This is a genomic window from Rufibacter tibetensis (assembly GCF_001310085.1).
Lineage (GTDB): Bacteria > Bacteroidota > Bacteroidia > Cytophagales > Hymenobacteraceae > Nibribacter > Nibribacter tibetensis.
Genome location: NZ_CP012643.1, coordinates 714,203 through 740,151, shown reverse-complemented (window position 1 = coordinate 740,151; position 25,949 = coordinate 714,203). Strand labels below are relative to the sequence as shown.

Here is a 25,949-nt window from a genome sequence, read left to right as displayed (position 1 = left end):
TGCAGGAAGGCAAAGGATGTGCCATTGCCTAAAAAGCCTGGAATGACTGGTTTTGCCAGGTTGTAGGTGTCATTTTCTGAAATGGCATGTCAATACTTACTATAAGGATGGGCAACAGGTGGTGTTGTTTTTTTAAAGAGACAAATCCAGAGGCAAGAGTTGTTTTAGAGGAGAGGTCTACTGCGGAAGGGAGGCCTGTATAATGCAAAAGGGTTGCGCGGGAATTCGTTTCCCTTGCGCAACCCTTGATACAAGCTTGGAGATTGAAGTTTTGTACGGATGTACAGGTGTATGTTTCAGGCCTCCTTTTTGGAAAGAGGACAGGATCTGCTATGATCCTATCCTCTTCCCGGAAGTATGCCCTTGAGTTTACTTCCGGTCTGCCAAATACTGGGCTAAGGCGGCATCAAGAAAGTCTTCTTTGTTCCAGATGTCGCCTTTGAAACGGCCATAGTTATGGTGAATAGTTCCGGTGGTCCACTCACCCAGTATAGCAGATTCTGTTTCCGTTTCATCCAAGCCTGCTGTTTTCTCAAGGGTGAAATACCGGTAGGGTTGGCCTTGCTGGCGTACCGCGGCTGCCCTCCAGGCCCCTGGCATCCGGATTGGATCAGGAAAACGGAACAGTAAGATCTCAAGTCCTTTTCTCATGACCCGCTCCAGTTGAAAGTGGTCGCTTGGAGGTGCTTGTTTTACATCTGAAGCAAGCAATGCTCTATCCCAGCTTATCTCCAGGAGCTCTTCATCAGACAAGCTGTCCAATGCTAAAGGGCCAATGGAGTGCTCTGCGGACTCATAAAGATCTATGTTGTTCATTTCCTCCTCCAGTTCAGCTATCAGGAGAGCTAGTTCGGGGTCTGTTTCATCCTCCTCTTCCGTGAACATCCAATCAGTATCTTCAGGCGATGGGAGGGAGGTTGCATCCGAATCCTGAGACGGATCAGTGTTGTCGGGTCTGTCAGCTGTACCTGGAGTTTCAGGATATTCTGTCTCTTTACCGGTTCCCTCAAAGGGGGTATATTTAATCCCGGGCATTGTGAAGAAATTCTGACCGTCCTCTTCTTTGAATGAGTTGGTCCAGTCTATTTCATCTTTTTCAGGATCTGAGATCCTGGAAGGCGTGACCGGATGAGTGCCGGTGCCATCAGAATGTTTTGCAGCCTGGTCTGACAGTTGCAGCAGTTCCGGTAATACGATGTGTGCCAGGGAATAGTAGAGTTGGTGGAGTTTCTCAGCGGCAGATTCGGGCTCCTGGTAGCGGTTCATAGGAAAATAAGTAAAGGGAAGAAGGAGGAAAGGACAGGCTTTTCAACGTTAGAAAATAACCTGTCCTTTTGTGAAGTAGTCTTAAAAGCTTTGCTGATTTAAACCCAAGGTATTTCAATGAACGGGCATGGCCGAAGGAGTGAGCAGATTACTAAAGAAGCCTTTCCGCTGTAGTTCCCAGAAGCACCTGGCGGTAGCGCTTACATCTGCAAACCCATCATGCGCCTCTTCAAAAAACTCGGAGAATAGCTTATGGTATAACTCAGATAAAGTAGGCCATTTGTAACCCCAATTGTTCCTGATAGCACAGTAGTCTGTAGTGGCTTGCATCGTGCAAATGTGCTGCCGCTGGAAAAGCGGATGGGTAATACCTTCCCTCAGAAACTCTGCGCCCACTATGTTCTTGTCAAAGTTGATGTTGTGGGCCACCACATGGGTACAGGTGCTCAGTTCTATGGCAAACTGGGATAATGCCTCATGCAAAGCCACTCCCTCGGTCAGGGCGCGTTCAGTTGTAATGCGGTGGATCTTGCTGGCCTCGGCTGGGATAGTGAACCCGTTTGGGCGGATAACGAAGTTTCCGCCTGAGATCTGCTGCCCCTGTGGAGTGAAAACAAGCCAGGCCAGCTGTACCATTCGCGGCCAGTTAGCAGTGTCTGATACCGGTGCTTTCCAGTTTTTAGGCAATCCGGCAGTTTCTGTGTCAAAGAATAAAATCATAGATAAATTAGTATTAGGTTAGGGTTAGTTTGAAATGAGGGATATTAGTGCCATTTCCTGTGCTTCTAAAATAGATTATATAAGATACTGTAATTTAAGTATTTGTAATATTTTGCCTAAAAAGCCTGTAAGGGAAAGAGTGTCAGTTATTGAAAATTTGTTCAAATTTTTGATAAAATAAGCTCATGTTTTGTGCACTTATTAGGTGATGGTATTCTATGTATTTATTTTATATTAACTTAATAGATGGACCCAGATGTGGGTATGATCAAGTAAACATAGAAGATTCAATATATAAATAAAATTACACTAAATGGCCTGACTTCTTATCTATTGGATTGTGTTTAACAATGACTTTATCAAACCTCCTGAATGTGCACTTGTAAACGTTGCTTGCAATGTGTCCCATTATCCATTCTAACAGCATTTCTAGAAAGAAGGCAAATTGGATAAACATATATTATTGTATGCCCCGCCCGAGCCTATCCAAAGAAGCCCGTCAAATGATGCTGCAGTACTCATACCTGGGCAACATCCGGGAGTTGGAAAACCTCATTAAATTGCTTTATGTGCTTTGCCGGGGGGGGCAAACGCATGCGTGAGATTGCTCCTGAGCACCCACTGTTCTTTAAAGATGTGGATAAATAGGAGTAAATTCTGAAAATGCTGCAAATGCACTGTGGGAACCAAAGACAAACGGCCCTTAGTCTTGGCATAGTTCCTAATAGCTTGGAAGCCAAATTGAGTAGTAATGGTATTTGCAAAGCCTAGGAAATAGAGAGGGTACCTAGGTGAGAAGCTTTTGTATCAGGAATTGATACTATTAAAAAGGAATTTGATATACAAGAGCATGGTGGAGTAGGGCATTCAGCGCAGAATGCCTGTTTTGAAAGTTGGTATTTTATTGGCATTAGGAAAGCGAACCAATACTTTCCCTATGCAATTATCGGAAGCTATTAAGATAGCATTACATCATCGTCAGTGCCCCATGACTGCCTCTCAGCTGGCGTATTTTCTGCTGAGTAACAAAGTTGTGTCAGCGGAGGGCGGAGAAGACCTAATAACGCAAATCAAAGAAGAGGCGTTGGGGAATCCGGCTCATTTCTCGGTGTTTCAAGACTTTGTCTATTTGAGTCCGTGGAGCAGTGCTGAGAAAGTGGTCATTCAATATGTGTTTGCTGTGATGGGTAAAGTAAACTCGGCTTTGCAGCAAATGAATCTTAGCCAGACGCTGGCCTTATCGCTTCTGCTGTTTAAAAGATTGTCAGATATTGAAAGAGGCCAGCAGGTAACCGGGCCAGTCTTGCCTGAACAGTTTAAGTTCAATTCTATTGTGCAGGACACTACTTCTGAGGAGTTGCCTGAAAGGGTGTTGGAAGTGATGAACTACATAGAGGCTACCGGGGTCCATTTTGCTGAAGTGTTTTCTGTAGCCAGAGAAGAATTGACAACTATCAGTGATCAAGGGCTAGCCAGGAAGTTTAAAGAGACGATGCTCCTGTTAGCGGGTTTAAAACTTGACGAAGAGCACGTAGCCACCCCCTTGTTTCAGGCTATCTTCAGCAGGTTATTATGGATAAATGTAAAGGTTGCCTTCAAAGAAGCAGGAGGGGAGGGTAATTAAAGTTTAACTCCAATCATGCTGGCATTTCAGGCCTGTTTTCCTGAACAGGGCCCTAAACTAGATTCTTCAAGGATGCTTCGCTTCTTTAATATCTATAGGAAGACTATGACTTGATATGGAAATGTGCACTTTTCCCTCTTTCTATCAGGATGTTACATTTTACCTGAATAAATCACTTAATAAGGGTTTGGCAATGGGTTTAGAAAGTGCAATATTAGAATATCTTAATACCCTATTTAATAGAACATCAAATTTTTGATTCTCAGCAGATGAGTATACTTTCTACAGATTCAGCCCATTATTATTTTGGGAAGTTAACCTCCATACATAATGTTTCTGAGCAACCGGCTAAAGGAAAACTGATAGAGCTACGGGGGGTACTTGACTCTTTGTTTAAGGAGCTTACCAGTAAGGAGCAGCAATTCTTCCAGAACACGTTTAGTCGGTCAAATTTCATTTTTGACAAATATGATGTGGCTCCTGATTTGCGGGAAGAAGTGCATGGGTTACGCATCAGAGCCAATGATATGGTGCATAATGCCGGGTCAAATGCGTCAGAAGATGATGTACTGGCTGGAATGCGTGCCCTGGCATTAGCGGTGAGTCACTTCGGGAATACACCTGAGCCGACAGAATTAACCACTGTCTATGGGGGTAGGCCTAACCTTACCTTTAGACGAACAAAAAAACGGAACCATACCCACGTTCAGGAGCTTCAACTCACGATCCTTAAAGTTGAGCATGACCCTTCCACCCCTTATCGTACCACCTTGTTTGGGGATGCGGAAAACGAGGAGAATATACTTGTCAACCTGTATGACTCCAAAGATGAAAAAGACCTGATGCGCAACTGGTTTGCCACCGTGGGGAAACAGCTCTGGAAGTACTTACACGTAGCATTCTACAATATTCAACTGAATGAAGGGACTGAGAATGTATATAGTACCACTCCGCAGACCATCATGGTGGTGGAGCCAGATTACCTGATTGAGGCTTCTAAACTGGCTGAATGCTTTGACCGGAATGGACTCAACCCAAACATTTACTTATTGGGAAAGTTCAAGCAATCTGAGGGAAATGATAGGATGATGCTGGGGAACGTAGTCAACAGCATACTAGACAAATTGGCTTTATCACCGGGAGCGAAGCAGATGGATGTGCGGCATGACCCCATGAATGAGCAAGCTTTCGGGTTATTATGTGTGACCCAACAGATGGGTGTTCATAAACCTGAGTTGCTAGACAAAATGCATCATGACGCTGCTCCCCAAGTAGCCGTAATCCAGGGTGTGTTGGAGCAATACAAAAAACATATCCTACTGATAGAACCCACTTATTTCTCTACCAAATATGGTCTGCACGGTCGTCTGGATATGATGGCGCAGGACCCGGAGGACTCCAGCCGTAAAAATATTGTCGAATTGAAAAGCGGCAAGGCGCCAGGTATCCATTACAACGGAGGCCTTTGGGGCAACAACAAAGCGCAGGTGCAGTGTTATAATATGCTGCTGGAATCAACCTTTCCGGGCCGTTCCGGGGATAGTGCCATTCTATATTCTAACAGCAGCAATGAAGGCATGCCTCTACGCAATCATTCTGAGTCGGTGCAGTTGAAGCAGGAGCTCATGACGGTGCGTAATTACGTGGTGCTTTATGATTTTATGTTGGCAAAAAATCCCGAGAAAGTGTTGCCTAAGTTGAATCCTGCCACTTTTGGGCCGTTACCTGACTTTGATAGAGAAGCATTGGCTAACCTTAGGCAGGGACTCGAAAATGCCGCTTCAAATAACTCACTTTATGAATTAAAGTATTTCAGGGAATTCATTGGCTTTATTGCGCGGGAGCAGAGAACTGCTAAAATAGGGAGTGACGAGGTGGAGGGAGTAGCAGGTTTTGCCGCGCTTTGGCGCGCCGCCCGCAATGACAAGCGCAATAACTTCTCCATCTTGGATTACCTGGAGTTTTCCCAATTAACGGAAAGCAGCGAGGTACATTTGAGCAGGGGGATGCTCTCTGATAAAATGAGCAACCTGCGCGAAGGCGACATCACTATCTTATATCCCTTGATTGAGGACGATGAGCAGGCGGCCATCAAAACCCAAATCCTAAAATGTAACATCAAGAAAATAACGGATCGGGAAGTAATAGTAGCGTTGCGTTCTAAAACCATGGATACAGGATATTTTAAAAAATATCCTTATTGGGCTTTAGAGCGTGATTTGATGGAGAAGGGATTTGATGACATGACCAAATCCATGGCTTCTTTTCTGCAGGCACCAAAGGTGAAGAAAGACCTTTTGTTCGGTAAAACAACACCCGCTTTTTCTCCTGTCTCTTATGCCATTACCGGTGACCTTTCTGAGGAGCAGCGAACGTTGGTGGGACAAGCCTTAAGTGCCAGAGATTACTTTTTATTGCAAGGTCCGCCCGGTACCGGTAAGACCTCCAGGATGTTGCGGAATATGGTGCATAACCTGTACAGCAATACAGAGGAAAATATCATGGTGATGTCTTTTACCAACAGTGCCGTGGAAGAGATTTGCCGACACCTCTCGGCGGCAGGTTTGCCACATCTGCGCTTGTCTCGCAGCGGGTCAGCGCCTAATTGCTTCCACCAGTTGGCTATGCACAAAACGGTAGGTGAATTGCATGAGTTGGTGCAGCAAACTAGGATCTTTGTCTGTACCCAGGCATCCTTTGGAGGATTTAACCAGCTTACTAAGTTTAAGAAATTTAACACTGTGATAGTAGATGAGGCGTCGCAGTTGCTGGAGCCTCACTTAGTAGGAATTCTGCCTTTGTTTGAGCGCTTTATTTTAATTGGTGATGAAAAGCAATTACCAGCGGTAGTTACCCAGGCAGACAAATACACAAAAGTGCAGTCTCCTGAACTGGCAGAAATACAGCTTACCTCCCTCAAGAACTCCTTGTTCTCCCGTTTACTGGTCATTTGCCAGAAAAATGGCTGGAATGATGCCTATGGCATGCTGACCAAGCAAGGCCGCATGCACAATGATATCTGTGATTTCGTGAGCCAGGAGTATTACCAAGGGAAATTGCAACCTATCCGGGAAGATCAATTTGCCCACCATACTACCTTTAGCCCTCAATCAGAAAACAGATATGAGCGGGCAATGGCCAAGGCCAGGATCATCTTTGTTCCGGCTCCCCGTGAAGCAGTGGCCAAGGTAAGTGCTGTGGAAGCCAAACTAGTTGGTGGCTTCATCAAAGCTGTACACAAAGTATATGGCCCTGATTTCTGCCCGGATTGCGTTGGGGTGGTTACCCCTTACAGGTCCCAGATCGCCACCATAAAAAGAGGTGGTCATGTGGAGGGTAAAATCATGGAGCAGGTAGAAATAGATACGGTAGAGCGTTTCCAGGGAAGTGAGCGGGATGTGATCATTATTTCATTGGCGGTAAACCACGGCAAGCAGATGCAGTTCCTAGAGTCTCTCACCGATGATGGTTTGGTAGACCGGAAATTGAATGTCGCTTTAACCCGTGCTAAAAAACAGGTAGTGATAGTAGGCTGTGAAAGTGTACTCAGAGCTAGTCCCAGCTATAGCAAATTGCTTGATTACATCATAGATCACAATGGCTATGTCAATATAGAGTCTGTATAAAGTAGATTCTTGGCTATCACTATTCCAGCAATGGCTTTCTGAGGGTAAAATATTGATTTGTTTTAAGCCTGTTTTTACAATTATGGTCTTCAAACAGAGATCCAGCAATCTTATATGCTTTGATGAAGAATTGCTGGATTTTGTAACCAAGTTTAGCTCGTGTTGACTTTTCAAATATTGACCTAATGAAAGAGGGGATGACATCAGCAAAAATGCTATATCCACTATCTATCATCTATACTATCTATCATCTATATAAGAGGCAGTGAGCCGGGTGCGGTAATCAGTATTAGGAAAAATACATATAATAGAAAGTCACCATTGCGATAGCATGATTTCAATATTAGAAAGATTTAAAGGAAGCCTGTTGGGGCTTGCGGCAGGCGATGCGCTGGGTACCACCCTTGAGTTCACGCAACCTGGCGATTTTGAACCGCTAACAGATATGGTCGGAGGTGGCCCTTTTCACCTGGAGCCTGGGCAATGGACAGATGATACTTCTATGGCCTTGTGTCTTGCCGACAGTCTCCTCCACTGCAATGGGTTTGACGCCAAAGACCAGATGGAACGGTATGTGCGCTGGTACCGAGAAGGATACAGGAGCAGCACCGGCACCTGTTTTGATATCGGCAATGCCACCTACCAGGCTCTAAGTTGCTTTGAACAGACGCAGAATCCATACAGCGGTTCTACCAACGCCAATACAGCTGGTAATGGTTCTATCATGCGCCTGGCACTCGTGCCTCTTTTCTACCATCAAACTCCTGAACTTGCGCTGCGATATGCCGCTGACAGTTCCAGAACCACCCATGGGGCTAAAGCAGCGGTAGATGCTTGTGTGTACCTTGCAGGCTTGATGGTGGGGGCACTGCAGGGGAGAAGTAAAGAGGAACTGCTCCTGCCTCTCTATACACCTGTTCTTGGATTTTGGAAGGAATATGACCTTTCCCCAGAGATAGAGGAGATAGCTAAAGGCTCCTTCAAGCACCGCAACCCTCCTTTAATTCAGGGAAGTGGGTATGTCGTGAAATCTTTGGAAGCTGCCTTGTGGGCCTTTTACAATAGCAGCACCTTTGAGGACGGCTGCCTTTTGGCGGTGAACCTGGGCGATGATTCCGATACGACGGGTGCTGTTTACGGACAATTGGCAGGGGCTTATTATGGTTCTACTGGTATTCCTGAGCATTGGCGAGATTTGCTCAATGAAAACATAGAGATCAGCAGGTTAGCTATGCTATTATTAGAGAAGGAACCAAAAAGTATGTAATTATAACCTTGAAAATTTTTAGGCTGCATTGCCCATCATAACTTTAATAAAATGAGCTATACTTTCCCAATCCTATTAGATTCTATTTTTTATTTAAGGTTTATATTTTAGTAGTACATAGAATTGAAAATTAGCAATTTGGTGTAATGTAGTTTTGACCTCTTGAATATCTAATAATATATTTATTATTAGATATATATGTTTTTTGTTTATAAGTAATTAAATGATAAAATATATTTAATTACTTATAAACATTTACTTTGATTTGCCTCCCATTTAGAATATGAAAAATCTTGTAGAAGTGCTGTTGGACCAGCAAGAGTATAATCAAGCTGTTGGTGTAAATATTTTGCACTTACATTTTCCTTTTAAAGATCAGGAATCAAAGATAAAGGTGTTTAAAGCTTTAATTCCTCTAGTCCATAGAGAAACTCTAAAGGCAGGTTTAATTAAGTTGAGTTTCGAGATGCAAGAGATAGATTATCACAAATTATTGTTATATAATCCTCTTCATGGTGGCTCAAAGGATAGATCGTTTTATACCTTTAAGAAAAAAGGTGGAGACGTTTTATACTTCGAAAATGAAAAGATGGAACCAGCAGAAATCAAACTGCCACTAGACTCTAATGTAATATATTTAACAAAGGAAGAAAATCTTGAGCAATACAATATAAGAGAAGTCGATCAAAACCTTAGAAAGCTTTATAGCTCAAGTGCAGATTTTATAGGGGGATTTGCTTTGTCCCCAAATAATTGCTCAATAATTAATTCATATAAAAAATATTTTAATGAGTTATTGCAAAATAATAACGATTATCACTTACTATCACTTGACGAGGGTCGGGAAGTTGATTCTTTGAGTCCTATTATTCACAATTCGAAGGTTAAGAAAGTAGCCGAGTTAAGAAAGCAAGTCTATCAATATGATATAAAATATGTTGCTTTTTTTGATAAATACCCGAAAGGGAACAGTTGGTTAATGAAAAGAGGGGCATATCAGCCACATGCGCTATTGGTTTTAACATTCTCTCCTAAACGTTTTTATTTGAAGGATACAGTAAAGGGCTTAGGATTATTCACAAAGCATATTAGTCCTTTAGAATGCGTAAAATTTGGTATCAAAATAACTCTTCCTAAGGGTGATGATATTATCTTTTATAAGGATGAACAAAGTCCTAAGAATACTAGCCAATTATCATTTTATGATGACCAATTGAAAAATCTGGTAGAAGAATATACTAAACTTGAATTTGAGGAGAACGAGTACAGAAAAAGCAATGGGTTTGATTATATATATCCTACACCAGTAAACTTACTTAATAACATCTTTAGTGATAAGTCTGGTGATATTATAAAGAATTTTATCATAGTTAGAAAAAGAGAAGAGTTGAAGGGTAGTCCACGCCTGACAGAAATGATATCTTTTTTATCTAAGATAATTGAGCGGTTTATAAATCTAAAGCCAGCTTATAAATTAATTGATCATCTAAATGAACAAGTGGGTAATAATACTGTGATATTACCTTCAGTTTTTTTTGACAAATTCTATATCCCTGGTTTAGCTGATGAGTTTCGAATATTCAAAGAGAAATATCGATACGTAAAGTTTATTAGGAATAGAGATTTGCAAAATTCTGAATACGTTCAGAATTATACCGTTACTTCTACAGTGTTTGATAAACGGTATTTTAACCACCTTATTACTTCTAAAGCTCAAGCAATAAAGTTTTATCTGAATTTTGAACTTCAACAAGAAAGGGTTCTTAGTCAATTAAAACATTATCTAGAAGACCAGAAAAGATTAATTACGCAAAATAAAACTATTGATTTTGTCCTTAAAGAAGATAATGACCAATTAGAAGGTTTATTACAGTTTGTAACTGAGAGATTAAAAGAATATATACTAGTTAACTCACCAATTGATTATTCAGATGAAACAATAAAAGCTGATATTGTATCAGGTTCTGAAATGGGAGATAAAGAACGTATTACAGATGATGCGGATGAAGAAGGTGTTGCAGATGAACTTGATGAAGAAGATGACGATCTAACAGATGATGTATTTGGTTATAATCCTACTAGGCTTAAAAAATGGGTAGTAATAAATCATAGTATAAGGAGGGGTTTAAATACTTTCATTTATGTTAAAGATGGCGAATCTAGCAGCTTAAAATTCAGAAAGCATTATTTAAATAATCAGGAACTTGAAGGGAAAAGAATCTTAGATCCAACTGCTATAAACTCATCAATAATTGAGGGTATTTTCGATGAAGATTATTATGATCAAGGAGATGTCCCGCTTTGGAAGGTAGAGCTACAAAATTATTTAAGGAGAGAGAATTCAAGAGCAGATTGGCTCTATAGGAAGATGGAGAAGAAAGGCCTTAGTATTGGAGAACATCATTTTACTCAGAATTGGCTAAAGCATAGCGGCAACTCTAGAATACCAAAGAAGTACTCGGATAGGCTAATTGTATGTGAGGTAACAGGTATCGATATTCGTTACATGGAGTTACTTGATAAAGTAAGACGCAAACAGCAGAGTGAAAAGTCTGAGTTCACTAGGGCTCTACAAAATCTTTTGTCTAAAATGATAGAATCCGACTGGTGGGCTTGTAATGAAAGCGAAAGGAAAGATTTACACAAAGAGTTTTCTAATGATATAGCTCTAAACTTACTCTTTACTGATACCGATGATGACAAACTTGAAGTGATGGAGGAGCTATGTGCCATGATAACTAGGAAGCTTAAAGTTATTACTGTAAACAAACTTGAAATCATAAATGAATAACATGCTACCAGTTATAAAAACATTTGAAGACAATCGTAATTCCTTAACTGAATTTGTTAGAAGCCAGCTATTAGGAGAGGGAGCCTTACCAAACTTGGTATGGTTAGGAGGCAATACCACAAATGATCAGGAAGTGCTTAATCAAAAGCCTACATCTCTGTATTCAACAGGAATACTTTTTCCTAAAAATATTTCTAATAACACCGTAGAGGATGATGATCAAATAAGTATTCATTCTGAAGATGAGGTTGAGATTGGGCTCGAAGCAGAAAATGAAAATGTAGCTACCGTTTCTGATAATACAGAAGAAGACCAAGAAAGGGTGATGAGCTCTAACCAAATGTTCCTTAGCAATATGGGAATGACCTTCTGCTTATCTAATGAAACCGAAGATATACCTCTAGATATAACATTTAGAACCTATAAAAGACTAAGTAAGAAGGAGCGAGAAGGAAATGTTGCAGCTAAGTTGTTCGATTTTAAAGATAATTCATTTTATGCAAAATTCTTAGAAGACGATTTATTGAGTATATATTTAGAATTAGTTCCACGCGAAGATACTACTTTTTTGTTATTAAAAAGGGAGCCAAAGGATGAAGAGATCCGTCAGTTGCAGCAAAACTTGGGACAAATTAAAAAGGATTATGAATTAACTCAACTTGCTAAACTAACTGAAGAGCTCGATCAAATTCAATATTCTGAAAGTCCTGATAAAGAGTTAATAAGAGAAAAAAAAGCTCAAATTTTAAATAAACAACTAGTTCTTAATTTTTATAGAACTGCGGAAATGCTTCTTTTGAATGGTACAGAATACTGGCTTTCTGAGCGCCATCATGTAATTCAATATATAAATATAGTTGAGTTCACTAAAGAACCTTCGTTAAAAAAGAAACTTATTTCCCCGCCCTTAGAAATTTATGCAAATGGAGACAAGGGGCTTAAATTGCATGTTCAGCTTAAGCGAGACAGAAAGTATAGTGATGTAATTTTTGTCAAGCTTCTTCTCGAAAACACTTCAGCTCCATTTGAAAGCGAGTCTCCATTCACACCTTACAACAACACTATTATATCTAGATCAATTTTTGGTACATGTCTTAAAGTTGAATCTAATGATATTAGACCTTTTAAAGGTTTTAAAGAATACAGCAAAAATTCCAAGGGGCTATTTGGTGAAGATGAGACTACAAAATTTCTTTACCGAAATGTACACAGCTATGGAATAGGGCATAGTGTATCAGTTACCTGGAATGATAAAGGCAGTTTTGTTAAAACAGAATATCTTCCAAGTGTTGATATTCCTGGCATTTCTCCTGTTCCAGTAATCAAAGGAAAATCAGGTAACAAGATAGATTTTAGTGAAGAGGCATTTTTACAATTCAAATGGTTATCAACTTTAAATACAGGTGTTAATGATGATGGCATTATAGGAGGACTAAAGAACTTTCTGAATTTCTACCTGGAATGGATTAATTCAACCAAAATTAAAATTGGACAAGAGGATTTAGGAGAGGGTGAACGCCAATTAGCTGAACAGGAACTTAAAAAATGCAGGGCTGATTATAAAAGAATGATGCGTAATGTATCATTACTTCGTGATAAAAACGCTATGCTCGCTTTCCGCCTAGCCAATACAGCTATGTTTATGCAGCTATGGCATACTAGAAAGGTTGATAAAAAATCTTATTCTCCTGGTGAAGAGAACAACCCAGTTACAAGTAGTAATAGTTTTACGCATGATTTTTATGAGAAGCAGAAAGATGACTTATTTAAGAAAGGGCAATCTGCTACTTGGCGCCCGTTTCAGTTAGCATTTATTCTATTAAATCTTGATGGGTTTTTAAAGCCTGACCTAAACTCAACTGAAGAAATTTTTAGTGTGAGTTCGGTGCAAGGTGAAGAATGGTACGAGCGGAATAAGCTTGTGGACCTTGTTTGGTTTCCAACTGGAGGTGGTAAGACAGAGGCCTATTTAGGCATCATTGCTTTTTGCATTTGGTTGAGGAAACTGACAAACGGGAAAGAGGGTGCTGGTACCAACGTTATTATGCGTTATACCTTACGGTTACTTACATTACAGCAGTTTCAGCGGGCAACTAGATTGATTGCTGCTCTAGAGATAATGAGAAGTTGGAAAGAACTGAAGCTTCAAAATAATGATCCTATTTCTATTGGCTTGTGGGTAGGTAATAACTTCTTACCTGGGGCTCTGCGAGGTGATAATAATTCTGGATTAGCAGATATTGTAGAGAGAGCAGGAGAAAATATAGCAGATCGGAATAAAATACCAATTACTGCTTGTCCTTGCTGCGGTACTTCTTTTTATGATAGTGAGCAAAAAGCATATGCTGGTATAACAGATGATAATGATGTTGACTTTTTCTGCTTAAATCAAGAGTGCTTTTATAATGAAGAGCCCTTGCCGATTTTATTATGTGATGAGCAAATTTATAGTACTCCACCAACACTATTGTTTGGTACCGTAGATAAGTTTGTACAGATGGCCTATAAAACAGGTGGAGCTGTTGGAAATGACTCAAGGCGCCTTTTTGGTCTTAATAATTTACCTCCTGATCTTATAATTCAGGATGAGCTACATTTACTTGTTGGTCCTTTAGGTTCTGCTACAGCTTTATTTGAAACAGTTGTTGATAGTGTTTCCACTAGTCAACGAAATGGTTTAACAGTACGGCCAAAAATAATTTCATCTACTGCCACTACTAGAAATACAGCAGGCCAAATAAGAGCGCTTTATGATCGTGATTTGCAGATATTTCCAAAACCAGGAGTGTATCATGATGATTCTTTTTATGCTGTTTACGACCGCGATGATACAGGTAAATTAATTTCAACAAGGCGATACATAGGTATCAACCCTACGGGTAAAACTCAAATTAAAACACAAATTCAGCTCCTAGCAACTCTTTTTGTTCATAGAATACTAAGTGAAAATGCGAGCGCTCCTGAGAAGGTAATGGATTACTTCTTCTCAACTGTATCTTATTTTGGTAGCTTAAGAGAAGTGGGTAAGACTGCCTCACAAGTAGAAACTTTCATTAGGATGAACTATTCGATTCTGCGTAATCAGCTTCTTACATCTAGTGAAATCCATAGAACGTATTTAAAGATTGTTACTCGCGAGTTGACAGGTAGATTAACAAATGATGAGGTAAAAGAAAATCAGGCATTAATCGAAACTCCTTACAAGTTATCTAATAGAAAAGATACTTATCGCCCAACTCCAGATTTGGTATTGGCTACAAATATGATTTCGGTTGGTCTTGACATCTCAAGACTCAATACAATGATTATTAATAGCATGCCTAAAAATATCGCTGAGTATATACAAGCAAGTAGCCGGGTTGCACGAGATGAAGCGGGTGTTGTATTTGTACTCCATCATCCTTTTAGAGTTAGAGATGTATCTCACTACGAACATTTTATGGAGTTCCATCAGAAACTCTATAGCTATGTAGAACCAATTTCTATCACTCCATTCACTAATAAAGCTGTTAATAGATACTTGTCTACGGCACTTGCGGCTATGGTAAGACAAAAAGAAAATGGATTTGCTGAGAATACATCTGCCAATACTATAACTCAAGTTGAAATTGATAGAATTGCAAACGATTATAAAACGTATTTTGAGCAACGTTATCTAAGCGTAAAGCAAAATGGGGAGTACGACTGGCTATTTGAAGAACAGCATCTTGTGTCTATTAAGGAATGGATTGATAACTGGGCAGCAGATTGGCAAAATTCTAAAGAAATAGCGAATGATAGTGGAAAGCAATTATCTTTTAATAGAAATAGGCATGCAGCATATCATCCTTTGTATAAAGATCCTGCAGCAGAAGAAAATAGCAGTAGCTTTTGGCGAGTAACAAACTCACTCAGAGAAATTGAAGCAAGTACAGCATTTATCATTAATCAGGAGTAAGCATGTTTAACAGAGCACAATATAACGAAGCAGTCGGTAGAACACATTTAGTTCAGCAGTATGGCCCTGGAGCTATAAAACACACTACATGGGGTGTTATTATGCCCCAAAATATTGAGCAGTGGAGATCAATCCGCTTTGTACGTGAGAATATCAATAAGCTTGCTGGAAATTCTGAGGAAGACCGAAGAAAAGAACTACAATTAGGCATTAGAAATGCGGGATTAAAACTAATTAAAGACAATCGTTTCATTTCATTTCTGAAACATGAGAAAGGTTATTCTAATTTATTTTGTCTTTTATCTGTTCCAGCAGTACAACTAAATAATTCGAATTACTTTCAGAATTATGCTGAGCGGGAAAACCTGCCAGCCACAGCGGTCCATTTTCCTAAATATTTTTACGACCCAGATTTTAAAGGGAAAAAAACTAACCTAAAAAGCTATGCAGAATGGAAACAACTTTATCAAAATTCATTTGGCAGGCTTGTAAACGACAATAATGAAGCCCTAAGACTGTTTGTACCACCAAAAACTCATAGAAGCTCTGGGGAAGCTAATACGAATGCCATAACCGAAGCACAAAAAAGACGAAAGCTTATTCCAGTTCCTTTGATTTTTATTTGTGATAGGGGTCATATTACTGATATTCCCTGGGCAAAGCTCCTGCATGTGAGATCGATGTCTAAAGGAGAACAAGATGGACTAATGCAAGATTTACATAATGCGCCAAATTGTTGTGAAGGGCCAGACCTGGTTTGGGAAGGTAGTAATCTTTCAGATCCTGGTTTTGAGGGTATAAATATTAGTTGTAACAACTGCAAAAGACGAAGAGCAATAGGCAATTTGTCTGATCTAAGTACAAGGTGTAATGGGCACAGACCATGGGAGTTTCCAGTGACACATGAAAACTGTGATGCGACAATGCGATATGCAATCACAACCGCTAATAATTTATATTACTCGCAGTGTGTCGATAGCCTCTACATTCCAGATGCTCTTAGTGAAAATCCTATTATTAATAAAACAGTATTAGATCAACTGGAGCAGTTACATGCAAATTCTGCACAATCGAAGGAAGAATTTATTAAAGGTAACTCAGGATTACTCTCAGTTTTACTGAAAGATGCAAAAGTTAGAAAGGATACGGTCAATGCTTTTAGAAACGGTGTGGTCTCAAATAATAATCCTAAAGATAGTGCCGCGTTAAAAGCAGAAGAATTTAATGCCTTCTTTACAAATCAACAATTTATCAATAAAGAAGAACCCGATTTAGTATTTGATGCTGTGCAGTATAGTAATGAAAATGCTATAGCGGGGGATTTCATAATTCTAGATAAATTTGATCAGGTGAGGCGAATTGATAATCTTAAACTTACAAAGCTGCAGTTATCATTTACACGTGTAGTTCCACTCGATCCAGATGCGATAGATTTAAATGAAGATGGTAATCAGGTTAGACCAATAAGGATTCATAAAGAACAGAAACAAAATGTACAAGTACTACCAGCTGTAGAAAGCTTTGGTGAAGGAATTTTTGTTTCTTTAGATACCCAAAAAATTGCCGAATGGGAAAAAAAAGTACAAGATATAGACCTTTGGAGTGACATTGAAGATAAAGAGCAAATTATATCCCAAATAGATAATCCTTATCTACAAAGTAAGGCAAGTAATCTCTCCTTGCGATTTTTATTAGTACATACATTAGCTCATATTCTTATAAAAGAGTTTGAGTTTAGTTGCGGTTACCCTGCTGCTTCCCTTTCAGAAAGAATTTATGTGAAGGAAGGAGACGGAGGAATGGCAGGTTTCTTAATTTATACTACAGAGGGTAGCCAAGGCAGTATGGGTGGTTTAACATCTCAGGCTAAACCTCAAAAGCTCTTTCAATTAATTGAAAGAGCACTTGTAAGGGCATCAGATTGTCCATCTGACCCAATTTGCTGGCAAGCTGAAGGATTAGTAAATGAAAAGCTTAGTGGAGCAGCATGTTTTTCTTGTGCTGATGTGAGTGAAACTTCATGCGAGTATCAAAACCTAATGTTGGATAGAAGAATATTAGTAGATGATTTATTTGGCTTTTTCAGATCAGATAGTTCTGAATATTTAATTAATAGCGGAAGTACACATGAGCAAGTTCTGGGATAAGTATAGTGCGCTGCGTGAAGACTACAAAGACTCACCATTCTTTAGGGAGAATGGTGAGTATACAAAAGCAGAATTTAATTTTATGTACAATGAATATTATGAAAGAATAAAAAACTTTTTTATCGAATACATTCAGTTATACCCTTACTTCTCTAATAAAATCGGAGATGAATTTTTTGTTAAATTTAGATCTGCGCCAAAAAAGAGAGATTTAATTTTTAGGTTTATCTCGCAACCTGAAAATGGTATTTCTAATCAAAATAATCAAGTTGTTATTCACAATAATAGATCAATAGAATCAAGTGAGCACAATTTCAATTTTGATGGTGTGTTCCTGTTAATTTCAATATGCCATAAAATTTCATCTTTACCTGTAACAAAAGATTTATTTATAGCTAATTCAATTCGTTTTAAAGCTCATGGCGGAATAGCGCTTACGAGGAAATTAGAATCTATTCTATTCGATGTGAATAGAGTATTTACTTCACGAACAGGTAAACATCTCATACCTAAGCTTGAATCATTAATCAAGGCGTTATATACACTGCTTCCGGAAGATTGGAATATGGCGTCTGTAAGGGAAAGTACTGCTTATAAGGCTAAAATCAATAGAGAGCAGTTTTTAGAGCGGGAGGAGTTTTTGGATGCTATAGATACATTTAGAGAAAATGATAGATTTAGGGGTAAAGGCCAGGAACTATACTCGGAATTGATAAATGACTTCAATAGACACAATGAAGATGATGATCACGAAGATCATAACAACACCACTTCACCCTTTGTACATGTGTTTAAGCATATAACGGATGAAATTAATGAAATAGGTAGCTCTAATTTTTGGCTAAATTTCTATGAAGAGCACTTATATAACACAATTAATAGGAGTAACATTAATAAGGAAAGAGTTGCTGGTGAATTCGCCTGTTACCTTTATGGTTTTGGGGGGCTTTTCGATTGGGAGGATGAGTTGCCCCAAGGATATAAAAGTATATTATTAAAGGTACACGAACTTTATGGAGTAGAAGCTGACTCTGCAAAATACTATTTTAGTGCAGTAGCTCAGCTATCCAAACTACAACCTAAACTTGTAGATGAGTTGCATTCTAAAATTTACTACGAGTTGCCCAACAATCAAGAAAACCATATTAACTGTATTTATGAATTCCTTGATAGTTTGATGCATGCTCAACCAGGAGGTAATGATGGAAAGCAGGTGGAGTCTTGGGCAAGTGCTCTTTTCAAATATGCTGAGCTAGATATATTAACTCTTTTTGAGAGTACACTTAAGCCTAAAGTCCAACTCTTTTTTAGTTTAAGTGGGTGTTTTAAAAGTCAACAAGGACTTAGCAAGTTAGAAGTAGTTTCTGTATTCAGCGATTATTTAGATGAATCTGAAGTTGAAACATTTTTAAAAGATGATATTGAGAAATTAATGGCAAGAAACAGGCCTATTAATTTCTATGTTAGGTATAAAAGTGCAAGGATTGCAAATAAAGTAAAAGTTAAGATTTTTAAAGAATATTTACCTGATTGTAGAGTTCCTCAATACAATCAGGTAAGAGACCGGATACTTAGTTTGGATAATTCAAATGAGTGGTTAGAGCAAGTAGAGAAACATCTTTTATCTATTTACGACATCAGGTACTTTCTTTCAAGGAAAGGTGTAGCTTAAGGCTAGTATGTGTTGTCTCGTTTAGAATGTGCAATTGATGTGCTTTATGATATAGTCAAATGAACTATATCAAAGCCAGATCAGGCTATGCGGTACTGTGTCAATACTCGCCAATCTCAGCCAGGGCATCGTGGTGTCATCCAGTTTAGGTAGTTCACCGTTGTGTAGCTGTCTTAAGCTGAGGTAGTTTGGTAACACTAAAAACTTTATTTCATAATGCTATTTCCTCTGTTTCCATGTGTTCACTTTCGGCGTATATACATTCTTTACAGCAGGTTAACAGCAATCCCATTATGTCACGTGAATTCAGTTTCCAATTTCTTTAGGCAATGTCCAGCAACAAACCTTCCGGTACAAGGCAATCGAAGAAAGGAAACAGCGTGTTGCTTCTAAATGGGCCGCATTGTAGGGAGAGTGTTAGACTAACGGGTTTGGGAGCATCAACGGAAAGATAGTCGGGGATTTAAATAAATTGGTATCCAATTTTCGTTCTGAGTGAATTGCCCTGCAGTAGTTCGCGCATTTTTATCTCTGCTTTTAGGCTGCGCCTGTTATTTTATCTCCCACAAATACCAGCATACCCGCAATACTCACAGCCTTTAGTATCCTCACGCTGATCTAAAGCACCATCTGCAGATAACACATCTTCTAATAGGTTTTTAACCTGCTGCTCTATTTCATTTGATAGTACCGCTGTCAATGTTGATAGCTTTTCGTCTGCTTTACTTAGTTTACCATCAAAGTTATTACTGTAAAGCTCTTTGCTGTTGTAAAGTGCAGGCACCACGTTTTTGCTATCAAGAGTTTCTTTGTTGTTTTGGGTATAAAGCAACGAATAGATAAGCACCTGCATGGCTGCTTTGTTTCTGTCTTTCGTTTCGCGGTTAAACAACTCTGGTATGGTTGTGAAGGCGCGGACATCTTTTCCGGTCTTATAATCTAAGACCCTTATTTCTCCGTTTTTCTCATCTATTCTATCTATGTGGCCTTTCAGACGCATGGTAGACGTTAAATCCCCACAAGGTACATCGATAGCCATTTCGTAGGTTTTTTCTAGACCTACAATACGGAAGGGGGCATAGGCCATATCCACTTCTAATACTTTTTTTACCATTTCAGCTACCATGTGCAATGGCATGCTATTGCGCCCCAGAAAGGGAACTGCACCAGACTCCTCATGATAAGCTTTAATGACTCTATGTAGAAGTGGCAGCTCATGTAACTTCTGTTCTATACTATCTTTGGTTACTTCAGAATCTTCTCCATACTCTTCATAAAAATCCTGGAGCACCTTATGCAGGAGCTTACCAAATATTGAACTATCCACATCATCCTGTACTTCATCAGGCTCTTTGATTTCGACAAGGTATCGGAAAGCGAACTGAGTGCGGCAGTGCAGCCAAGTGTTCAGGGCGCTAGGAGATAGGGGTTTCGCTTGCTCACCATTATCTGTGTACTTTTTTAGGGCAGATGACAGATCAGCTTTTTTAAGTTCAAGCGCAGAAATGACAGCTGGTCTGGCGCTCAGATGAAGTTGCTGTTGTTTTACATCTGGCCATAGCTCGTAGAGTAACTGCTTTACAAAGCGGCTCAGTTCACCTTGCTTACCACCTGTGCGGTAACTGCTGTAAAACAGATGAACCTTTTTAGCTCGTTGCAGAAGCCTGTAGAAGTGGTAAGCATAAATCGCATCATGCTCGTCTGTAGTAGGAAGGCCGTATGCACTGCGAATAAAGTAAGGGATCAGTGATGGTTCATCAGAAGCGGCTGGCAGTACGCCTTCGTTCATGCTGAGGATGTACAGGTTATCGAAATCAAGGCACCGAGTCTCCAGCATACCCATTACCTGAAGGCCTTGCAAAGGCTCGCCAGTAAATGGAATAGTAAGCTGTTGCAGAAGGTGCCGCATGAGTTTTTCCAACACATCATCACTTAATGTTATGTCAGCTTCTTCTGCTGTTTCCAGCATATTTTCCAGTTGTGTTCTGGTGCGAGATATATACTCTTCCTCCAGGGTTGATTGTGCAGCTTGTCCTTTTCGAAGGTGTTTGTTAACTAGTTCTAACACTTCCAGTAAGTATTTCCCTAGTATGGTTCCTGATGAGGCGCACTTAAAGATGACTGCCAGTTGTGTGTCTACCTGCAGTTCAGCTTCGCTAATATAACTTTTGCTGTTCCTTTCAATCTTCTGGAGTACCTTGTACGTAAGCGACGGGTTTAGGCCACGCACATAGGGATGGCGAAGAAGGTTAATAACTGGTTTATAATAAAACAGAATAATATCAGACTTCTCGCAGGTCTTTTGGAGTTCCAGTAAAGCATCTAATAAGCTGTACACAGGGGTTACCCGCAAGGGTACACCCATGGTAACGTTTACCGTAGAATCTTCTAGTGCTGCGGGTAGCTGGTATAGAAAGGGAAATAATTGACTTTCGTCTGGAAGTACAACAGCAGTACGCGTCAGTTCCTTATTATCGGGTACACCATTTTCTGTTAACTGCTGTTGTAATTGCCGGCCTGCCTCGCGTGCCTGTACATGCTCCAGTGGCAGCTCTGTAAGCTGTATAGCCTCCTGTAGTTTTTTAGATAGAAGGTCAGGAATTTGTCTTGGGAAAGTTTGACCTAAAACATCATCTTTAAGCCAGCGGCGCATGTATGTTCCAGCTTCCTGTTCTGACTTCAGTATATGGACATCTACATCCCAGAAAATACGGGCTTTCCCTTTTTTTATCAGCTGCTTTATTACTTTCTCTTCAACTTTGGTTAAGTCATTAAACCCGCAGAACAGGATAGTTTTATCTTCCAGCGTGTCAAGATACAAACCTTCTTCAGCTACGCTTCTGGAGATAAGCCCGCTATATCCTATCTTTTCCTGCAGTAGCGTTTCCCTAAACTCTTTGTAGAGCTTAGGTAATACTTCCCAAAAAGCCAGGAACTTTTCTTTATGTCCGGATAACGCTTTATGCTCATTAAAGCTACCATAGAATGCCTGAAGAGTAGTCTTTTGCTCTTCACTTAGCAGATCATCGCTTTCCAGCGCCTTTATATCTTTCAGGTGGTAAAACACTTTTTCAGCATCAGCGCAGGCCTGATCCAGGTTGTTGAAATCTTTTAGGATGATCTCCCCCCAGGCATAAAACTGATCGAAGGACTCGTTTCCTGGCATTAGTTGTTGGTATATCGGGTACAGCTTAAAGCAAAGCAGAAGGTTGTCAGCGCGTTTCAGGTCAGAAGACTGCTCCAGAAATTCCCCCATGCTGAGTACCTGCGGTGCCCATGTAGGTGTTTGGCTTCCATTGGCTAGGTGCTTCAGCAGAAACTGACCGGCTCTGCGGTTAGGGAACACTAGTTGTAACTGATGAAAACATCCTTTATAATCTCTGTATAGGGTGTTGGCTATCTCTTGTAGAAAATCTATGTTCATAAAAAAGGTGTCGTTAGATGGAAATAATGATGAAACTTTGGACAGTTTATACAAGAATGACTTCCCTCTCTACTTTCACTACAGGATTTTTTTCTTCTATATAAAGAAGGTAACCATCCGCCTCAAAACCCATCTGCTCCAACTGATTCATGTAGCGCCTCAACTGTGTATGATGCGAATTCTTGCGATCTCCTGTTTTATAGTCTATTACCACTGCTTGATTTCCATTCAATAATATCCTGTCCGGACGATGAACTTCACCACCTACACCTAGTATGGATTGCTCATTAAGTACCTGCCATTCGCTGCTGAACCAGGATTGTATCTGTGCATTTTGCAAGAGAACATCCATTTTACCTTTCAAGATCTTAGCATCTTTCTGAGTGATCTCTGAATTAAGCTGCATGCTTTTTAGTACTGTTGGCAACGAGTCTAAGTATTTTACTTTAGCTAATACATCATGTACTAATGTGCCATAGTCTATGCTTTTAGCTATATGCTCATTAGCTTCAATATAAACAGGTTTGGCATGGCGGCGCAGGCGCAGCACATTTTCCCAACTCTTTAGTGGCGTATGGTAAGGGTTTTCTTCAGGGGTACTCACTGTTTCAATCACTGTTTTTGGGGTTAGATGACCGAAAACAGCCTGTGTGTAGGTAAATTCTTTTTCACCTATAGAGCAATTCATTTTTTCTAAGGACGCCTGCATACTGGTAAGGCACTCTTTAATCACCCAGCCTACATGGCGGCTTCTACTTCTTTCATCTAAATTTTGAGCCGTGATGAGTAAGGCATCTTCTGCGCGAGTGAGGGCAACGTATAACAGGTTAAGATTATCTAGATAGGCCTGTAACTTTTCCTGCAGATGTTCGAAGTTAAAGTAAGTAGAGGACAACTCACTTTTATAAGTAATGGGAACTCCGGAGAGAGGCAAATTATGGAAGAAGCTTTCGTGCGCAGCAGAAACCCCTTTTGGCTTACAATCTGCCCAAATGATGTTGGTTTTCCCCTGGGTGTCTACATCAAGTTTCCAGTTACAGAAAGGTATGATGACAACTGGGTATTGCAAGCCCTTGCTTTTATGAACAGTTAAGATTCGGATGGCATCTGGAGCCTGATCACGTTTTAAGCTTTGTCTGGCACCTTCTTCTTGCCACCAATCCAGAAAACCGCCTAGGCCTCCGTTTTCTTCATGGCTGTAACGGTGTACTTCGTTTAGAAAGGCTTCCAGGTAATGTTCTTCATCCCGCAACTTGTCAAGCCCGAAAATGCGTGTTAGGCGGCTGCACAGGTCATAGAGCCCTATGCGGCTCAGGCTGACATGCGTTTGTATAAACTCATCAGGTAGAAGGTCAACCATATCCTTCAGACCCGCTGTTGCTGCTTTATTTAGTGTAGCAGCATTCGGGCAATCAGCATTTCTAACTGCGGCATATAATTTTACTGCGGCAGCAATAGCGGGTTTATTACTGATGTTGTGCAGTAAATGCATCAGGTTTACCATCAGCTGCACAGAGTTAGCAGCACCCAATTGCAGGGCTTCTTCACTTAAAACATCATAACCATGCTCTGCAAGGAAAGCGGCTAGTTCTCTAGCTTCCCCGTTGCTTCGCACGAGTAGTGCTATGTCTTGTAGGGTATAACCTGAATCACAGGTCTTTTTGATATTTTTTATCAATAAAGCTTTTGCCTGATCTTTAAATGACAACCCCAAAGCATCTTGACCTCTGTTTTGGTCCAGCACCATTTGTACCTGCACGAAACCGCTTTTATAATCAGTCGCTAGCTTTTCTTCAGGAAATAGCTGTTCACTCCCTTTATAAACAGCCTCTATATTGTTCAGCAGGTTCTGTATGATCTCCTCTCTTTTCTCAGGAAGCTGCCTACCTGTTGCTGAACCCTCGGCTTCTTCAGCAACCACTTCTGCAGCATGGGTAAACAGGCAGTTATTGAAATCTATTACTTCTTTGCAGCTTCGCCAATTACGCTGTAGTTGTTCCTGAAAGGCATTGGGTAGTTGTTTCCCAACATCTTGAAGCATAAGGCGAAGGTCGCCGCCACGCCAGCGGTAAACGCTCTGTTTGGGGTCTCCAACAATTAAGTTCTTGTTGCCAGATGCTATACTGTTCTCTAACAAGGGGCGAAAATTATTCCAGTGCATACGGCTTGTGTCCTGGAACTCATCAATGAGAAAGTGGTTGTAGCGGTTACCTGTTTTCTCGTACACAAATGGAGCATCATCTTCGCCAATGATTTTGTTCAGCAATTCCGCTACATCATTGATAAGAAGCACATTGTTTTCTTCTCTGTATTTCTCCAATAACTGCAAGTACTCACCTAATAAGGCACAGGTAGTGAAATGCTCCAATACGGCACATGTTGAGCAGTATTCTTGGTAGCTAACATCATATAAACTTATTGCTTCATCAAGGTATGAGTCCAAACAGGCTGAGGCAAGATTTGCAATCAATGTTAGTCTTCCAGACTTATCTCTATTTATATCGCCTGTATACCAATTTAATTCCTTGTCAAGTACCTTTCTATTTGTATCAGTTGGCACATAGTCAGAGCCACTGGCAATTTTCTTGAAATAATTTGCAACGCTGCCACGGTTTCCACCTCTAAAATCAGATAATTCAAATCCGGCTTCTTCAATAGCCGTCAATGCTTCCTCACCAAGTCGCCTCATTTCATCTTCAAACTCCCGCTTGATCTTACTTAAGCTGTTTAGGAATCTTTGTGACACACTTCTGTCGCTTGACAGTCCTTTCAGGCCTTCCGCTTGTTCCGCAAACCCCTCTTTGACTACTTCTCCAATCAGCTTGTGCAGATTTTTACGAATATCCCAGGACTTCCCCTGGCTAATCTGTTCTGTTGAGAATCTCACAAGCCAGTTCCGCAGGAACTCATCATGCTCTGCCTTGTCCATCAACTGATCTGTTAGATCTTCCAGGACTTTGGCAGTATTCAGTTCTATCCTATAACCTGCTGGTAATTCCGCTTCGCGCGCAAAAGAACGGACTACTTTCTGGAAAAAGCTATCAATGGTGCTGACGCTAAAATGACTGTAGTTATGCAGGATATTAACCAACGCATTTTTAGCTCGGTTTTGAAGTTCGTCGGGTTTTATCCTTATGAGTTCTAAAAGGACCTTCCCCATACCTTTATCTATTTTCCCGGAAGCAATTAATTCCAATTCCTTCAGAATGCGGGTTTTCATTTCCTGTGTAGCCTTATTGGTGAAGGTTACAGCAAGTATACTCCGGAAATAGGAAGGATCATTTTGGCCCAGAAGTAACTGCAGGTAGTTCATGGTCAGGGCATAGGTTTTGCCACTGCCAGCTGATGCACGGAGTATGGTTAAGCTCATTGATGGAGATAAAGAGGTGGATATTAAATATAAGTGATTTATAATATTTAGTTTATAATATTATTAAATTTAAGATCAAAAAAAGCCTTAACACTTTGTCTTGAC

Annotated in this window: 13 protein-coding genes; 8 read left to right on the top strand and 5 right to left on the bottom strand. The window is 40.1% G+C overall.

Going from position 1 to position 25,949, the window contains the following annotated elements; translation table 11 throughout:
* Window positions 1-369: 369 nt before the first annotated feature.
* Window positions 370-1,266: a hypothetical protein gene (locus tag DC20_RS02750; protein WP_062542427.1), complete on the bottom strand. Its 897-nt coding sequence runs from the start codon at window positions 1,264-1,266 to the stop codon at window positions 370-372.
* A gap of 114 nt (window positions 1,267-1,380) precedes the next feature.
* Window positions 1,381-1,986, bottom strand: a complete 606-nt coding sequence (locus tag DC20_RS02745; RefSeq protein ID WP_062542426.1) for a 3'-5' exonuclease — start codon at window positions 1,984-1,986, stop codon at window positions 1,381-1,383.
* A gap of 467 nt (window positions 1,987-2,453) precedes the next feature.
* Here DC20_RS02745 and DC20_RS23530 point away from each other — a divergent pair, with 467 nt between their 5' ends.
* The 8 genes from DC20_RS23530 (at window position 2,454) to DC20_RS02705 (ending at window position 19,050) form a co-directional block, all read left to right on the top strand.
* Complete coding sequence (locus DC20_RS23530; RefSeq protein ID WP_262506340.1) at window positions 2,454-2,588, top strand: hypothetical protein; 135 nt, start codon at window positions 2,454-2,456, stop codon at window positions 2,586-2,588.
* Window positions 2,589-2,974: 386 nt separating this feature from the next.
* On the top strand, window positions 2,975-3,610 hold the full coding sequence (locus DC20_RS02740) for a hypothetical protein (protein ID WP_062542425.1): 636 nt from the start codon (window positions 2,975-2,977) through the stop codon (window positions 3,608-3,610).
* A 269-nt stretch (window positions 3,611-3,879) separates the two neighbouring features.
* On the top strand, window positions 3,880-7,236 hold the full coding sequence (locus DC20_RS02735) for an AAA domain-containing protein (protein ID WP_062542424.1): 3,357 nt from the start codon (window positions 3,880-3,882) through the stop codon (window positions 7,234-7,236).
* A gap of 331 nt (window positions 7,237-7,567) precedes the next feature.
* Window positions 7,568-8,503 carry an ADP-ribosylglycohydrolase family protein gene (locus DC20_RS02725; protein WP_062542422.1) on the top strand — a complete coding sequence of 312 codons (936 nt, stop codon included), beginning with the start codon at window positions 7,568-7,570 and terminating at the stop codon, window positions 8,501-8,503.
* A gap of 283 nt (window positions 8,504-8,786) precedes the next feature.
* On the top strand, window positions 8,787-11,294 hold the full coding sequence (locus DC20_RS02720) for a hypothetical protein (protein ID WP_062542421.1): 2,508 nt from the start codon (window positions 8,787-8,789) through the stop codon (window positions 11,292-11,294).
* Entirely contained in the window at window positions 11,287-15,231 is a 3,945-nt protein-coding gene (locus DC20_RS02715) for a helicase-related protein (protein WP_062542420.1), read from the top strand. Before DC20_RS02720 ends, DC20_RS02715 begins: the two co-directional genes overlap by 8 nt.
* 2 nt (window positions 15,232-15,233) lie before the next feature.
* Window positions 15,234-17,378 carry a DUF1998 domain-containing protein gene (gene drmB / locus DC20_RS02710; RefSeq protein ID WP_062542419.1) on the top strand — a complete coding sequence of 715 codons (2,145 nt, stop codon included), beginning with the start codon at window positions 15,234-15,236 and terminating at the stop codon, window positions 17,376-17,378.
* Window positions 17,359-19,050: a hypothetical protein gene (locus tag DC20_RS02705; RefSeq protein WP_062542418.1), complete on the top strand. Its 1,692-nt coding sequence runs from the start codon at window positions 17,359-17,361 to the stop codon at window positions 19,048-19,050. Before drmB ends, DC20_RS02705 begins: the two co-directional genes overlap by 20 nt.
* A gap of 322 nt (window positions 19,051-19,372) precedes the next feature.
* Here DC20_RS02705 and DC20_RS23325 read toward each other — a convergent pair whose 3' ends face one another.
* The 3 genes from DC20_RS23325 to DC20_RS02695 form a co-directional block, all read right to left on the bottom strand.
* Window positions 19,373-19,513, bottom strand: coding sequence for a HipA N-terminal domain-containing protein (locus tag DC20_RS23325; protein WP_245652343.1), 141 nt, complete (start codon window positions 19,511-19,513; stop codon window positions 19,373-19,375).
* A gap of 93 nt (window positions 19,514-19,606) precedes the next feature.
* Window positions 19,607-22,474, bottom strand: a complete 2,868-nt coding sequence (locus DC20_RS02700) for a PD-(D/E)XK nuclease family protein (protein WP_071885541.1) — start codon at window positions 22,472-22,474, stop codon at window positions 19,607-19,609.
* A 46-nt stretch (window positions 22,475-22,520) separates the two neighbouring features.
* On the bottom strand, window positions 22,521-25,844 hold the full coding sequence (locus DC20_RS02695; protein ID WP_062542416.1) for a UvrD-helicase domain-containing protein: 3,324 nt from the start codon (window positions 25,842-25,844) through the stop codon (window positions 22,521-22,523).
* Window positions 25,845-25,949 lie beyond the last annotated feature (105 nt).

Bases quoted from the DNA above. Each gene is read 5' to 3' on its own strand.
- DC20_RS02750 (WP_062542427.1), bottom strand. From the start codon at position 1,266: ATGAACCGCTACCAGGAGCCCGAATCTGCCGCTGAGAAACTCCACCAA.
- DC20_RS02745 (WP_062542426.1), bottom strand. From the start codon at position 1,986: ATGATTTTATTCTTTGACACAGAAACTGCCGGATTGCCTAAAAACTGG.
- DC20_RS23530 (WP_262506340.1), top strand. From the start codon at position 2,454: ATGCCCCGCCCGAGCCTATCCAAAGAAGCCCGTCAAATGATGCTGCAG.
- DC20_RS02740 (WP_062542425.1), top strand. From the start codon at position 2,975: ATGACTGCCTCTCAGCTGGCGTATTTTCTGCTGAGTAACAAAGTTGTG.
- DC20_RS02735 (WP_062542424.1), top strand. From the start codon at position 3,880: ATGAGTATACTTTCTACAGATTCAGCCCATTATTATTTTGGGAAGTTA.
- DC20_RS02725 (WP_062542422.1), top strand. From the start codon at position 7,568: ATGATTTCAATATTAGAAAGATTTAAAGGAAGCCTGTTGGGGCTTGCG.
- DC20_RS02720 (WP_062542421.1), top strand. From the start codon at position 8,787: ATGAAAAATCTTGTAGAAGTGCTGTTGGACCAGCAAGAGTATAATCAA.
- DC20_RS02715 (WP_062542420.1), top strand. From the start codon at position 11,287: ATGAATAACATGCTACCAGTTATAAAAACATTTGAAGACAATCGTAAT.
- drmB (WP_062542419.1), top strand. From the start codon at position 15,234: ATGTTTAACAGAGCACAATATAACGAAGCAGTCGGTAGAACACATTTA.
- DC20_RS02705 (WP_062542418.1), top strand. From the start codon at position 17,359: ATGAGCAAGTTCTGGGATAAGTATAGTGCGCTGCGTGAAGACTACAAA.
- DC20_RS02700 (WP_071885541.1), bottom strand. From the start codon at position 22,474: ATGAACATAGATTTTCTACAAGAGATAGCCAACACCCTATACAGAGAT.
- DC20_RS02695 (WP_062542416.1), bottom strand. From the start codon at position 25,844: ATGAGCTTAACCATACTCCGTGCATCAGCTGGCAGTGGCAAAACCTAT.